Source organism: Pantoea sp. AG702, assembly GCF_003182295.1.
GTDB lineage: Bacteria > Pseudomonadota > Gammaproteobacteria > Enterobacterales > Enterobacteriaceae > Pantoea > Pantoea ananatis.
Map to the genome: position 1 here is coordinate 129,298 of NZ_QGTU01000003.1, position 13,454 is coordinate 142,751.

Below are 13,454 nucleotides of genomic sequence, written 5' to 3' on the forward strand. Positions count from 1 at the left end.
GAATCCGATTAATAGGGCTCCGCCTGTAACTTCTTAAGCTCCTGGCGTGCTTCTTCCAGCTTGCGTTCGCGTTTTGCAATCTTGTCCTTGTCATGACCTTCGTCGCGCTCTTCCTTGAGTTCGCGCTCACGCTCAGCCACTTTCTCTTTCTGAGCGTTGATTTTTTCCAGATGCGAGGCTTTAAGCTTTTTATCAGTACATCCCGCGCGCACCTCGGTAAGGGCGCGCTCCAGACCGTTCACACGGCGCTGATTGTTGTGCTTCTGAGCCATCTCGATTTCACGCTGAATGTCCTGCTCTTTTTGCTGACACAGCGACTGTGCCGCCATCAGGGAGCCTGAAAGAGAAAACAGCGTGATTCCCAGTAGTAACGTATGTTTCATTCGGCTTTGTACCTTCCATTGTTGCCTGACTTAATTCAGCGCACTGCAAGAACCCTCCGCAGTGCGCTGATAACGCGCCTTAGTTTAAGCATAGACATCAGGTGGAAAAAGTCCAAAGATCACCGATATACAGAGAAACGCTTAGCACAGCCTGAAAGTGCGCTAAGCGTTTAAGAAGGGCGACGAATTAAGCAAGTGAAAGGTGAGCCGCCTGGTCGTGTTGCGCGACGATAAACCCGTCCGGCAGCAATCGACGCAGAACTTTCTGCGCGGCGAGGCTTTGCTCTTCGTTGTCAAAATGAATAATCAACGCATCCCCTGAGGGCGTGATGCTTTTGATTCGAATACCCTGGGCGCTCAGCTGCTGATAGAGATAGAAGCCATCGGGCATCGGGGCACCCGCGTGCGAAACGCGAATCTGTACCACGTTTTCATGGCGCATCAGGCTGGGCATCATGCTGACCGCTACCAGCGCAAATGCCCCGCCAATTAACCAGGGAAGCCAGCGTTTAGGAAAAGCGTGTAAAGGTTTCATGAGCCCTCACCACGCTGGTTTGCGCGGCGTTTACGCCACAGCACAATCAGCGAGCCCACCAGCCCAATCACCAGCAACACCAGCGGCAGCATCATCAGGAAAAACATCAGTTCATCTTCGTAGCGGCGGAAGATCGGCGTTTTGCCTAAGGCAAAGCCCAGAACCGTGAGAATGACGACCCACAGAAAGCCACTCATCCAGTTAAAAAACTGGAAACGGGCGTTGCTTAAACCGGAAAGGCCCGCAATTGTAGGCAGCAGCGTACGCACGAAAGCAATGAAACGGCCAATGAGCAGTGCCGATAAGCCGTGACGGTGAAACAGATTATGTGCACGCTGATGATAGCGGGCAGGAAGGTGTGATAGCCAGTTTTGCACCGTCGGCGTGTTCCCCAGCCAGCGGCCCTGAATATAGCTCACCCAGCAACCCAGGCTGGCGCCGGTGGTGAGGACCAGAATGGTCAGCGGAAAACTCATGGTTCCTTTGGCAATCAGCACGCCCACCAGAATCAGCAGGCTGTCACCGGGCAGGAAAGCGGCAGGCAATAAGCCGTTTTCCAGAAAAAGGATCATAAATAAGACGCCGTAAATTGCCCACACCAGTGTTGGATCGGAAAGCGTTTCATAATCCTGTTGCCACAAGGCATGCAGCAGCGCTTGCAAAATTTCCATCAATCATTCCCGAACATCATCGTTGAACATGTCCCACAGGGACCTCAGCGCAGACTGACATTTTTTATCGATTCTGAGAGCGTAGTCTGAGCAAGCGTTTCTGGATCCTTCCAGAACTGATTGTTAAATCAGCGATTTGATAAGCCCTTATCGCAAAAGGTAAGAAAAGGATGATAACTGTAACAAAAATCAAGCTTCGGAGACAGAACTACTCCTAAACGAACAGGAGTTTTACCCTCTGTATCTCGATGTAAAAAGGAGTTTTACATGTCCTGACACTATTGCAGATTAACTGACTGTTTTTCAGTCAAATTAACGCTGAATCGTATCTGCATCCGGAAGGACAACCGGATTTTCACTGAACATGTAGCGGTCAACATTGAACTCAAAATCGTCGGCGGTGGCGTTAAATAACATCTGCTTAGTATTTTCGAGATGTTGCCACATTGCCAGCTTACTGGCGGCGGGATCTTTGCGGATTAATGCTTTAAGAATCTGATCGTGATCGTCGCACCAGCTTACGATACTGCGCTGATCGATATGCTCATGCAGCTTAAGCCAGTAAGGGTTGTGTAAACGGTGCAGCCACATCTTCTCGACAATCGCGGCCAGGGCGCTGTTTTGCGTCGACTGAGCAATACGAACGTGAAACCTCATATCCCATTCAGAGTCCCTGAAATGGTCCTCCTGTCGCGCTTTCTCCTGAATCGCCATTAAATCGACAATATCCTGACGTGTCACCTGGGTTGCTGCGAACTCGGCAACGTTACTTTCAATAAGCTGGCGCGCCTGCAACAGTTCAAACGGGCCAAAGGCGGCAAACTCTAGCTGGCTGCTGCTTTCGGCGACCCGGTTTTGCTGCTGGCTGGAAATCACGTGAATGCCCGAGCCTTTGCGCACCTCAACGTAGCCTTCAACCTCCAGCATGATGATGGCTTCGCGCACCACCGTGCGGCTGACTTCCATTTCTTCAGCGATCAGGCGCTCTGCGGGCAGTTTCTCTCCCACCTGGTAAACCCCGTTTTCAATGCGGCGTTTTAACTCGCTGGCCAGCTGTTGATAAAGTCGACGAGATTCAGTGAGGTCCATGAGGCAATCCAAAGTAACGAGCAGATAAGTTGTTATACCACTTTGCGGCAAGAGAAGAAAAGGGCTGGCACGGGCCAGCCCTCAGGATCAGCTACGTATCGGCGCAGCCTGAGAAGGGGAAGGGGCGGTCTGCAGTTCAGAAATGGGTTTATTTTTTAACACTGTCCAGATCACCACGGCACCGAGCAAGTCGAACACGGCCAGGGCGGCAAACAGTGGGCTAAAGCCTAATGTATCGGCCAACGCACCGACGACCAGCGCAAACAGGGTGCTGGCTGTCCAGGCCGCCATCCCGGTCAGGCCGTTCGCCGTGGCAACTTCGTTACGACCAAATACATCGGAAGACAGGGTAATCAACGCACCAGACAGCGCCTGGTGGGCAAAGCCGCCTACGCACAGCAGCGCGATAGCAATATAAGGGCTGGTAAATAAACCAATGGTGCCCGGGCCGATCATTAAGATTGCGCCCATGGTGACCACCATCTTACGTGACACAATCAGGTTGACCCCAAACCAGCGCTGAAACAGCGGGGGCAAGTAACCGCCCAGGATACAACCAAAGTCGGCAAACAGCATGGGCATCCAGGCGAACAGCGCGATCTCTTTCAGGTTAAAGCCGTAAACTTTAAACATAAACAGCGGAATCCAGGCGTTGAACGTTCCCCATGCCGGTTCAGCCAGAAAGCGTGGCAGGGCGATGCCCCAGAACTGGCGATTGCGCAGGATCTGCAGGGCCGACATTTTGGTGGTGTTGCCGGTTTGATGCTGCAGCTCCTGACCCGAAATAATGTAGTGGCGCTCTTCGTCACTCAGCTTTTTCTGCTGCTTGGGATGCTTATAAAACACCAGCCAGCATAGCGCCCAAATCATGCTCAGTACGCCCGCGATAATAAAGGCCATCTGCCAGCTGTGCGCAACAATCGCCCAGACCACCAGGGGAGGTGCCAGCATCGCGCCGATGGAGGAGCCGACGTTAAAATAGCCCACCGCTACCGAGCGTTCTTTCGCCGGAAACCATTCGCTACTGGCTTTTAGCCCGGCAGGGATCATCGCGGCTTCTGCGGCACCCACTGCGCCGCGCGCCAGGGCCAGACCGCCCCAGCTTCCCGCCAGCGCCGTCGCGGCGCAAAAGATCGCCCACAGCACAGCAAACACCGCGTAGCCCACTTTGGTGCCCAGTAAGTCAAGAACGTAACCTGCGACAGGCTGCATGACGGTGTAGCAGGCAGAGTATGCCGCCACAATATAGGAGTATTGCTGGGTGGTGATATGCAGTTCGGTTTGTAGCGTCGGGGCTGCCACGGCAATCGTGTTACGCGTCAGATAGCCGAGTACCGTACCCAGGGTAACCAGGCCAATCATATACCAGCGTAATCCTTTGATCTTACGCATTCTGTACCTCTTCCAGTTGTTTGCGCGGTCTTACCGCTGTTGTTATCTGGAGCGGGACATCTCGTGATACAGCTCTGCTCACGCCCGCCGGCCCTGCACCAGCGACCGTTATCTGCCTTGCCTTGTGTAAGAAAGTTGTTACCTTGCGGTAAAGCGAGAGCCTAACTTGTTATACAACTTTAAAAGTTGAAAGCCATCACAAAAACCCGCAATAGCTTGTGGGATACTGCAAACAGACGAGAACACAGCCAGTTAGCGCGCTGCGGGCGACAATAAGGTCCATATGGGATGTGATCATCTTGCTTAAATGTGACCTGAGTCGTAAAAAAACCTGCAGTCAGCCAAAATTGGTATGATAACTTTGAGCCATTCAGGGGTCATCCCATAAGGAAGCTTTTTATGTCGCGTTTCATGACCGAGGATTTTTTGCTGGACACTGAGTTCGCCCGTCGTCTCTATCACGACTACGCCAAAGACCAGCCTGTCTATGATTATCACTGCCATTTACCGCCGCAGCAGATTGCTGAAAACTATCGTTTTGCCAACCTTTACGATATCTGGCTGAAAGGCGATCACTATAAGTGGCGGGCGATGCGGGCTAACGGTGTGGCTGAGGCGCTGTGCACCGGCGACGCCAGCGATCGGGATAAATTCAATGCCTGGGCGCGCACCGTGCCGCAAACCATTGGCAATCCGCTTTACCACTGGACGCATCTGGAGCTGCGGCGTCCCTTCGGCATTACCGGCGTGCTGCTGTCCGAAAAAACGGCTGATGAGATCTGGCAGCGTTGCAACGATTTACTGGCGCAGGACGATTTCACCGCGCGCGGCATCATGCAGCAGATGAACGTTAAGATGGTCGGGACCACCGACGATCCGCTGGACGATCTGACACATCACCGCGTATTGGCAGAAGACAGCAGCTTCAAGGTGAAGGTGTTGCCAAGCTGGCGTCCGGATAAAGCCTTTAATATCGAAGCCGACACCTTCCTGCCGTGGATTGAAAAACTGGAAAGCCTGACCGATATCAGCGTGCAGCGCTTTGATGATTTACGTCAGGCGCTGAGCAAACGTCTGGATCACTTTGCGGCACACGGCTGCAAGATTTCCGACCATGCGCTGGACGTCGTATGTTATGCCGATGCCGATGAAACCACGCTGGACAGCATTCTGGCGCATCGTCGCGGAGGCGCAAAGCCGGATGCCCAGGCTATCGCCCAGTTTAAAACCGCAGTGCTGGTATGGCTCGGGGGGGAATATGCTCGTCGCGGATGGGTGCAGCAGTACCATATCGGCGCGCTGCGCAATACCAACCAACGCCAGTTCCAACTTCTGGGCGCAGATGTGGGCTTTGACTCCATCAACGATCAACCCGTCGCCGAGCCGCTGGCCCGCTTACTCGGTGCGCAAAACCTCAATAACGCCTTGCCTAAAACCGTCCTCTATTGTCTGAATCCGCGGGATAATGAAGTGCTGGCGACCATGGCCGGAAATTTCCAGGGCGAAGGCCAGGCCGGGAAAATGCAGTTTGGTTCCGCCTGGTGGTTTAACGATCAACTGGATGGCATGCAGCGCCAGATGACGCAGCTGGCGCAAATTGGCCTGCTGAGCCGCTTCGTCGGGATGTTAACCGACAGCCGCAGCTTCCTTTCTTATACCCGTCATGAATATTTCCGTCGTCTGCTGTGCCAGATGATTGGCCGCTGGGTCGAACAGGGCGAAGCGCCTGCAGATGAAGCGCTGTTGGGCCAGATGGTACAAAACATTTGCTTCAACAATGCCCGTGACTATTTTGGCATTGAGCTGGGAGCCTGACCATGAAGCGGCTAAACCGCCACGACTTTCCCGGCGCGGTCTACCACGATCGCGTGATTCAGTTCGGTGAAGGTAACTTTCTGCGTGCCTTTATCGACTGGCAACTTGACTGGCTCAATGAACATCAGGGCACAGACGCCGGTGTGGTGGTGGTCAGGCCGCGTAATCGCGACGTCAGCGACAATCTGAATCAGCAGAACGGTCTGTATACCACGCTGATCCGCGGGCTGAACGCGCAAGGCGAACAGGTGAGCGAAAGCCGCCTGATCCGCAGCCTTAACCGTGAGATTCAGCCTTACCAGCAGTTTGACGATTTTATGGCGCTGGCACGTCAGCCTGCTATGCGGTTCGTTTTCTCCAATACCACCGAAGCCGGCATCGCGTTTACCGAAACGGATCGCTTGGACGATCGGCCTGCATCCAGCTTTCCGGGCAAGCTGACGCAACTGCTGTGGGCGCGTTACCAGCATTTCGACGGTGATAAAGAGAAAGGCTGGCTCATCGTGCCCTGTGAGCTGGTCGATCACAATGGCGATATGCTGCGTGAACATGTGCTGCGCTATGCCGATCTCTGGCAACTGCCCAGGGAATTTCAACGCTGGGTTGATACGCGCTGCGCATTCTATAACACGCTGGTAGATCGCATTGTAACCGGCTTCCCGTCAGAGAGCGCCACGCTTGAAACCCAACTGGGCTATCAGGATCGCTTTCTGGTGGCCGGTGAAGTTTATTATCAATTTGTTCTTCAGGGGCCAGCTGCGCTGTTTGACGAACTGAAGCTTGCCGCACTGGCGCCGCATGTCCGCCACGTTGACGATATTGCCCCGTACAAAGCGCAAAAAGTCGCGATTCTGAACGGCGCTCACACGGCCATGGTGCCGGTTGCGTATCTGGCGGGGCTGGAGAGCGTAGGAGAGGCGATGGACGATGAGCAAATCTCGGCGTACGTGGATGCGCTGCTGCACAAAGAGATTATTCCCACGCTGGATTTGCCCGCTGATGAGCTTAACGCTTTTGCCGATGCGGTACTGCGTCGCTTCCGCAATCCGTTTATTCGCCATGCACTGCTTTCCATCGCCCTGAACGGCATGACCAAGTTCCGTACGCGCTTGCTACAACCTTTGCTGATGTCGCATGCGAAAACAGGGCAGTGGCCACAGCACCTGACGTTTGCGCTGGCAGCCCTGATTGCGTTTTATCGCGGGGAATCGGCGGATAAAAGCTGGCCTCTGCAGGATGAGCCGCACTGGCTGGAATGCTACTCAGAGGGCTGGGCCGCCGTGGCAGCAGAGCAGATCTCTCCTTTAGCGTTGGTCAATCGCGTATTAAGTGATGCCGAGCACTGGGGACAAGATTTAACACAGCAACCCGGCCTGGCCGAAACGGTCAGCCAGCACCTGCAACGCATCCTCGCGCACGGTATACGTGACGCGCTGAGCCAACGGAGATAACCATGCAAGACGCCATAAAAATTCATCCGCAGGACAATGTTGCCGTGGCGTTGCATGATATGGAAGCCGACACCACGATTGAACTCGCCGCCCAGCCCGTCACGCTGCTTCAGGACGTGGGACGGGGGCACAAGTTTGCCTTGCGCGCCATCGGCAAGGACGAGTTGATCATAAAATATGGTTTGCCGATTGCGCATGCGACTCAGGCCGTTGGGGCAGGGGAGCTGATTCATTCCCACAATGCGCGCACCAATCTTAGCGACCTGGATCACTATGAATATCAGCCCGACCAGATTGCGTCAGCCACCCAGCCAGGCGACCGTGAGGTACAACTTTACCGTCGCGCCAATGGCGATGTCGGTATTCGGAACGAGCTGTGGATCTTACCGACCGTCGGCTGCGTAAATGGCATTGCGCGACAGATTTTACAGCGCTTTCTGAAGGAGACGCAGGAGGCCGCCGGTACAGACGGCGCTTTTCTGTTTAGTCACACCTTTGGCTGTTCGCAGCTGGGCCAGGATCATGACAACACCCGCACCATGCTACAAAACATGGTGCGCCATCCCAATGCCGGCGCGGTGTTGGTCATCGGCCTGGGCTGCGAGAATAACCAGGTGGATGTGTTTCGTGAAACCCTGGGCGCGTTTGAAAGCGATCGCGTTGAGTTTATGGTGTGCCAGCAGCACGACGATGAAGTGGAAGCCGGACTGGAACGGCTGCACGCACTCTATGAAAAAATGCGTCACGATCGCCGCTCGCCCGGCACACTCAGCGAGCTCAAGTTCGGTCTGGAATGTGGCGGTTCCGATGGCTTCTCAGGCATTACGGCGAATCCGCTGCTGGGGCGCTTCTCCGATCAGATGATCGCCAACGGCGGTACCACGGTGCTGACGGAAGTGCCGGAGATGTTTGGGGCCGAACGGATTCTGATGGGCCGTTGCCGGGATCGGGCTACCTTCGACAAAACCGTGTCGATGATTAACGACTTCAAACAGTACTTTATCGATCATCATCAGCCCATCTATGAAAACCCGTCACCGGGTAATAAAGCAGGCGGTATTACCACGCTGGAAGAGAAGTCACTCGGCTGTACACAAAAGGCGGGGCAAAGTCAGGTGGTGGACGTGCTCAAGTATGGTGAACGTCTGACAACGCCGGGCCTTAACTTGCTCAGCGCGCCGGGGAACGATGCGGTGGCGACCAGTGCGCTGGCCGGTGCGGGCTGCCATATGGTGCTGTTCAGCACCGGGCGCGGCACGCCGTACGGCGGATTTGTCCCTACGGTCAAGCTGGCCACCAACACGCCGCTGGCCGAAAAGAAACCGCACTGGATTGATTTCAACGCCGGAAGGCTGGTCGAAGGCATGAGCATGGACGCGCTGTTAGCCGACTTTGTTGACACCATCGTGGCGATTGCCAACGGGCAATTAACCAACAATGAAAAGAATGATTTCCGTGAGCTGGCTATTTTTAAAAGCGGCGTGACGCTGTAAACGCAAGGGCGGCATGTCTGCCGCCCTTTTTCACTGTGTTTCCTTACCCTGTCGTTAAGGCTTAGTCAGCTTCTTCTTGTCGTTCTTGTGATTCACCCAGGCGTTGATCATCAGGGTTGAGGCAAGAATCGCGCCCACGACGCCCAGCGATATCGCCACCGGGATATGGTAAATATCGACAATCAGCATCTTGATACCGATAAACACCAACACGACAGCCAGGCCGTATTTCAGCATTGAGAAGCGTTCCGCGACGTTAGACAGCAGGAAGTACATGGCGCGCAGGCCCAGAATCGCAAACAGGTTTGAGGTCAGAACGATAAAGGGATCGGTGGTGACGGCAAAGATGGCCGGGATACTGTCGACGGCAAAGATCACATCACTTAATTCGACCATGATCAGTACCAGCAGCAGCGGTGTCGCAAACAGTACGCCGTTCTTGCGGGTAAAGAATTTCTCCCCTTCCAGCGTGTCGGTCATGCGCAGGTGTTTACGCAACCAGCGCACCACCGGTTTGTCGCCCACCGCCGCATCATCCTCTTTCGCCATCGCCATTTTGATACCGGTAAACAGCAGGAAGGCACCGAAGATATACAGGATCCAGCTAAACTGCGTGACCAGCCAGCTACCCGCGAAGATCATGATGGTACGCAGCACGATAGCGCCCAGTACACCGTAGATCAGCACACGACGTTGCAGGTTGGCAGGAACAGAGAAGTAGCTGAACAGCATCAGCCAGACGAAAACGTTATCGACCGCGAGGGATTTTTCCAGCACGTAGCCGGTCAGGAAAGCCAGCGTCTGACTGGTGGCGACTTCGCGTCCGGCGGTGCCGTCCAGATACCACCAAAATGCAGCACTGAACAGGAGCGAGACGGAAACCCAAATCAGCGACCAGACCGCAGCCTGTTTAAAGGACATGGTTTGCGAACCGCGACGACCCTGTAAGAACAGGTCAATCGCCAGCATGATAACTACTACAACCGCAAAACTGCCCCAGAGGAGTGGCGTACCTACAGTTTGCATAATCGTATCCTGTCTGAAAAATAAAAAAACGGCTGAAGTCAGAAGACGTCAGCCGCTTATTCAGTGTAAGCAAACCTCGCCTTCCGGCAAGGTCTCACTTACAACTCAGGAATTGATTCTGGGTTGCCTGATGACCGGATGCGTGCGCAACGTAGTGACGATCAATCAGCTTACAAGTTACTCCCCTTTGCAAGCGGGTAAGTTACGTGGCTGGCGCTCAGGAATCAATCATTGCCAGTCATATTTTGAAATATTTACATTCAGGATGCATCGGCCGGAAAAACGACGCCCGTCTGACGTCGGATCTCGGTGAGTAATCCGGCCACGCAACGAGAAACCGCCAGCGCCGGATGGCTGACATGGCGCTGTTCAACCAGCCGCACAAAGGTCTCTGCTTCATACAACATGCTGTTGATATGCTGCGGCTGGGTTAACGCCTGTTTATCCCCTTCACGCGGGATAAAGGTCACTGACTGGCACTCAGCGATGCGGTTTATCACCAGCGATCCCGCCTCACCCTGAATTTCACTGGCCAGCACGGAGTCACTGACCTTGGAGTGCACAATCGTGACATCAAACTCACCATAATTGAGGATCACCGTGCCGTGCGCATCGACGCCGCTTTCCAGCAGGGTGGCGGAGGCGTTAACCTGCTGCGGCTCGCCCCATAGCGTGACGGCCAGCGCCAGGCAATAGTAACCGATATCCATGATGGAGCCGTTGGACCAGCGGGGATCGAAAGTATTAGGCCGCTCGCCATTCAGGTAACGCGGATAACGAGAGGAATACTGGCAATAGTTCAGCAGCACCTTGCGCAGTGTGCCAGTCTTTGCCAGCCCCTGTTGCAGTTGAATAAAGTTCGGTAAGCTGGCGGTTTTAAAGGCTTCAAACAGCACGACCTGATGCCGGAAGGCGCAGGCGATCATCGCCTCAGCTTCCTGTAGATTCGAGGCCAGCGGCTTTTCGCAAATCACGTGTTTACCCTGCGACATAAACAGCATGGCCTGCTGACAGTGCAGGGCGTTGGGGCTGGCGATATACACGGCATCGATTTCAGGATGGGCGGCCATGGCCTCCAGCGACGTAAAAAGCTGGTCGCAGGGATAATCATGACGGAATGCCTCTGCCTGCTGCAGAGTGCGCGAATAGACGGCACAGAGCGTCATCTTGCCGGTTTCATGTGCCGCTTCAATAAACTGACGCGTAATCCAGTTGGTTCCCACAATGGCAAAGCGAATCACGGTTAGCCTCCTGCACAGATAAAAACGCAGAGTAGCATCTGAAACCGGGCAGGCAACGCCAGACGTTGATCCTGAGATCTCCATTCCAATAATATGTCTCGATAACGCACGTTAAGCACAAGACGGGGAGCGCAGGTGAAAGGAAGTAAACATGCACTAAACTGGACCACATTGCTTATCGCCATCCCGGTTGGCTGTGCGGCGTCGTTAGTTACCTTGTTATTTCGTGAAACGATCGAGTTTATCAATCAGTTGCTGTTTGGCCGCAGCAACGACATTACCGAATCTCTGCATCTCTGGCCCTGGATATTCTGGCCGGTTCTGGTCGGTGTCGGCGGACTGCTGGCGGGATTCTTCCTGCGCTATGCGGTGGCAATCGAGCAGCAGCAAACCGTAAAAACAGATTATCTGGAAGTCATCAACGCGCGCCTTGATGTCGTGCCCACCAAAACCTCGCTCTTCCGGGCACTGTCGTCGATAGCCAGTATTGGCAGCGGCGCGTCAATCGGTAAAGAAGGCCCAATGGTTCAGCTTGCCGCCCTGTGCGGCAGCATCATTGGGCGCGTGTTGCCCGGCGCGTTGCAGTTAAAAAACAGTGACGTCGTCGCCATGGCCGCCGCCGCCGGTCTTTCGTCGGTTTATCATGCGCCGCTGGCGTCGGCTATCTTCGTGGCGGAAATTGCTTTTGGCATGTCGGCTTTACAACGGCTGATTCCGCTGGTGGTGTCGTCCGCTGTGGCGGTTATGACCATGTGGACGTTAGGCTTCCGTAATGCGCTGTATCCGCTGGCCGATGTCAGCTTCACGATGGATAGTTACAGCCTGCTGATTACCATCCTGATCGGTTTACTGTCTGGTCTGGCCGGCTTACTCCTTATTCGGCTGATTGCGCGCGCTAAAACGCTGTTCAGTCGGGTCAAGTCCTTGCCGTTGCGCCTTGGGGCAGGGGGATTTGCCGTGGGCCTGCTGGCGCTGATCTCAACCGATATCCTCGGCAATGGTTACGAGGTGATTGTGAAGGTGATGGCGGGTCATTATCTGCTGTCCGGGTTACTGCTGCTACTGGTGTTAAAAACCCTGGCAACCACTCTTTCCGTGGGGTCCAATGCGGTGGGCGGGCTGTTTACGCCGTCCCTGCTCATTGGCGCGCTGCTGGGCATGGTCATTGCACTCGGCGGCGTGGCGCTGCATCTTCCGCTAGATAACGTTTTGCTGTTCGCCGCCGTAGGCATGGCGGCGGTGCTGGCTGCCGTGAGTCAGGCTCCCCTGATGGCGATGCTGATGGTGCTGGAAATGACGCTCAACAGTAGTTTGCTGTTCCCGGTCATGATCGCCTCCGTGCTGGCGACAATGGTGGTTTATCGCCTGCAAATGGCAAGTACCTATCCGGTCGTGACTCACCACTTCAACCGCTCTGAAGCCAAATATGACTTCGATAATATGCGCATCAGCGAGCTGATTATTCCGGGCGCGGCGCTCCAGCCTGAAGCGTCGGTGGGCGAAGCGCTGGCGGTGAGTTCGCTTAAGCGCGAACGCTATGTTTACGTGATCAACGCGGAAGGTGCATTCCTGGGCGTTGTCTCGATTCATGAGATATCGCGCAGTGTGCTGGCACAGGAGATTAATCTGGACTCGCCGGTGCAGTGCGTGATGGATCAGGATTTCCCGGTCGCCTATCAGAATCAAAGCCTACGGGAAGGGTGGGAAGCCTTTGCGGCCGTGACGCTGGAGCGCCTGCCGGTGCTGAATAACCCGCAGGAGCGCCGTTTCCTGGGGGCGCTCACCAAAACCAGCCTGATTCAGCAAGCGCAGCAATTTCTCTAAGCTGCGTTGCCCCGCATCGCCTGTTCCGTCATCCACAGGCGCGCATCGAATTCGAGCTGGTGGTAGTCCGGCTCCATATGGCAGCACAGCTGATAGAATGCCTTGTCGTGGTTTTTCTCTTTCAGGTGTGCCAGCTCATGCACCACGATCATGCGTAAAAAGGGTTCGGGCGCCTGGCGGAAAAACGTCGAAATACGGATCTCGGCTTTGGCTTTCAGGTTGCCGCCCTGCACGCGGGAGATGGCGGTGTGCAAACCCAGCGCATGCTTCATCACCTTAATCTTGTTATCCCATACCACCTTATTGATCGGCGGAGCATTTCGCATGTAGCGGTTTTTCAGCGCCAGTGTGAAGTCGTACAGCGCCTTATCACTCACTCTGTCATGCATATCAGGATAGCGCTGTTGCAGCACCGGGCCTAAACGCTGGCGATCGATAAGGGTCTGCACCTGCTCAAGGATGGACTCAGGATAACCCTGAAGATAGATAAGTGAGGACATTAGAGATTCCCGGCGAAAGACAGTATACTGCGCC

The 13,454-nt window shown here is 54.7% G+C and carries 12 protein-coding genes; 4 read left to right on the forward strand and 8 right to left on the reverse strand.

Annotated elements, in window-relative coordinates; genetic code table 11:
* Window positions 1–8 precede the first annotated feature (8 nt).
* The 5 genes from DFO57_RS10125 to DFO57_RS10145 form a co-directional block, all read right to left on the reverse strand.
* Window positions 9–383, reverse strand: a complete 375-nt coding sequence (locus DFO57_RS10125; protein ID WP_013027330.1) for a DUF1090 domain-containing protein — start codon at window positions 381–383, stop codon at window positions 9–11.
* A 187-nt stretch (window positions 384–570) separates the two neighbouring features.
* Window positions 571–918 (reverse strand): EnvZ/OmpR regulon moderator MzrA, encoded by a 348-nt coding sequence (mzrA, locus tag DFO57_RS10130; RefSeq protein WP_013027329.1) that lies wholly within the window; start codon window positions 916–918, stop codon window positions 571–573.
* A complete protein-coding gene (locus tag DFO57_RS10135; RefSeq protein ID WP_014594688.1) occupies window positions 915–1,589 on the reverse strand; it encodes a DedA family protein in 675 nt (224 codons plus the stop codon). The genes mzrA and DFO57_RS10135 overlap by 4 nt, the downstream gene beginning before the upstream one ends.
* Window positions 1,590–1,901: 312 nt before the next feature.
* Window positions 1,902–2,678, reverse strand: coding sequence for a transcriptional regulator ExuR (gene exuR, locus DFO57_RS10140; protein WP_019104887.1), 777 nt, complete (start codon window positions 2,676–2,678; stop codon window positions 1,902–1,904).
* A gap of 87 nt (window positions 2,679–2,765) precedes the next feature.
* A complete protein-coding gene (locus DFO57_RS10145) occupies window positions 2,766–4,070 on the reverse strand; it encodes an MFS transporter (RefSeq protein ID WP_013027326.1) in 1,305 nt (434 codons plus the stop codon).
* Window positions 4,071–4,469: 399 nt separating this feature from the next.
* On the opposite strand from DFO57_RS10145, the gene uxaC reads away from it, so the two are divergent.
* From uxaC to DFO57_RS10160, 3 genes are read left to right on the forward strand one after another with little or no spacing between them, the layout of a single operon-like run.
* A complete protein-coding gene (gene uxaC, locus DFO57_RS10150) occupies window positions 4,470–5,885 on the forward strand; it encodes a glucuronate isomerase (protein WP_019104886.1) in 1,416 nt (471 codons plus the stop codon).
* A gap of 2 nt (window positions 5,886–5,887) precedes the next feature.
* Entirely contained in the window at window positions 5,888–7,336 is a 1,449-nt protein-coding gene (locus DFO57_RS10155; protein WP_110015316.1) for a tagaturonate reductase, read from the forward strand.
* Window positions 7,337–7,338: 2 nt separating this feature from the next.
* The gene (locus DFO57_RS10160; protein ID WP_013027323.1) at window positions 7,339–8,829 is read left to right on the forward strand and encodes a UxaA family hydrolase; all 1,491 of its coding nucleotides are present in this window, start codon (window positions 7,339–7,341) and stop codon (window positions 8,827–8,829) included.
* A gap of 54 nt (window positions 8,830–8,883) precedes the next feature.
* On the opposite strand, the gene DFO57_RS10165 is transcribed toward DFO57_RS10160, so the two are convergent.
* Both DFO57_RS10165 and DFO57_RS10170 read right to left on the reverse strand, forming a co-directional pair.
* Entirely contained in the window at window positions 8,884–9,855 is a 972-nt protein-coding gene (locus DFO57_RS10165; RefSeq protein ID WP_013027322.1) for a TerC family protein, read from the reverse strand.
* 260 nt (window positions 9,856–10,115) lie between these two features.
* On the reverse strand, window positions 10,116–11,096 hold the full coding sequence (locus tag DFO57_RS10170; RefSeq protein ID WP_105079161.1) for a Gfo/Idh/MocA family protein: 981 nt from the start codon (window positions 11,094–11,096) through the stop codon (window positions 10,116–10,118).
* Window positions 11,097–11,231: 135 nt separating this feature from the next.
* Between DFO57_RS10170 and DFO57_RS10175 the strand changes: the two genes are divergently transcribed.
* A complete protein-coding gene (locus DFO57_RS10175) occupies window positions 11,232–12,920 on the forward strand; it encodes a chloride channel protein (RefSeq protein ID WP_110015317.1) in 1,689 nt (562 codons plus the stop codon).
* On the opposite strand, the gene DFO57_RS10180 is transcribed toward DFO57_RS10175, so the two are convergent.
* Entirely contained in the window at window positions 12,917–13,420 is a 504-nt protein-coding gene (locus DFO57_RS10180) for a M48 family metallopeptidase (protein ID WP_014604939.1), read from the reverse strand. The two genes, DFO57_RS10175 and DFO57_RS10180, sit on opposite strands and share 4 nt — an antisense overlap.
* Window positions 13,421–13,454 lie beyond the last annotated feature (34 nt).

Coding starts and splice junctions, on each gene's coding strand:
- DFO57_RS10155 (WP_110015316.1), top strand. CDS start 5,888: ATGAAGCGGCTAAACCGCCACGACTTTCCCGGCGCGGTCTACCACGAT.
- exuR (WP_019104887.1), bottom strand. CDS start 2,678: ATGGACCTCACTGAATCTCGTCGACTTTATCAACAGCTGGCCAGCGAG.
- DFO57_RS10160 (WP_013027323.1), top strand. CDS start 7,339: ATGCAAGACGCCATAAAAATTCATCCGCAGGACAATGTTGCCGTGGCG.
- DFO57_RS10125 (WP_013027330.1), bottom strand. CDS start 383: ATGAAACATACGTTACTACTGGGAATCACGCTGTTTTCTCTTTCAGGC.
- uxaC (WP_019104886.1), top strand. CDS start 4,470: ATGTCGCGTTTCATGACCGAGGATTTTTTGCTGGACACTGAGTTCGCC.
- mzrA (WP_013027329.1), bottom strand. CDS start 918: ATGAAACCTTTACACGCTTTTCCTAAACGCTGGCTTCCCTGGTTAATT.
- DFO57_RS10180 (WP_014604939.1), bottom strand. CDS start 13,420: ATGTCCTCACTTATCTATCTTCAGGGTTATCCTGAGTCCATCCTTGAG.
- DFO57_RS10165 (WP_013027322.1), bottom strand. CDS start 9,855: ATGCAAACTGTAGGTACGCCACTCCTCTGGGGCAGTTTTGCGGTTGTA.
- DFO57_RS10145 (WP_013027326.1), bottom strand. CDS start 4,070: ATGCGTAAGATCAAAGGATTACGCTGGTATATGATTGGCCTGGTTACC.
- DFO57_RS10135 (WP_014594688.1), bottom strand. CDS start 1,589: ATGGAAATTTTGCAAGCGCTGCTGCATGCCTTGTGGCAACAGGATTAT.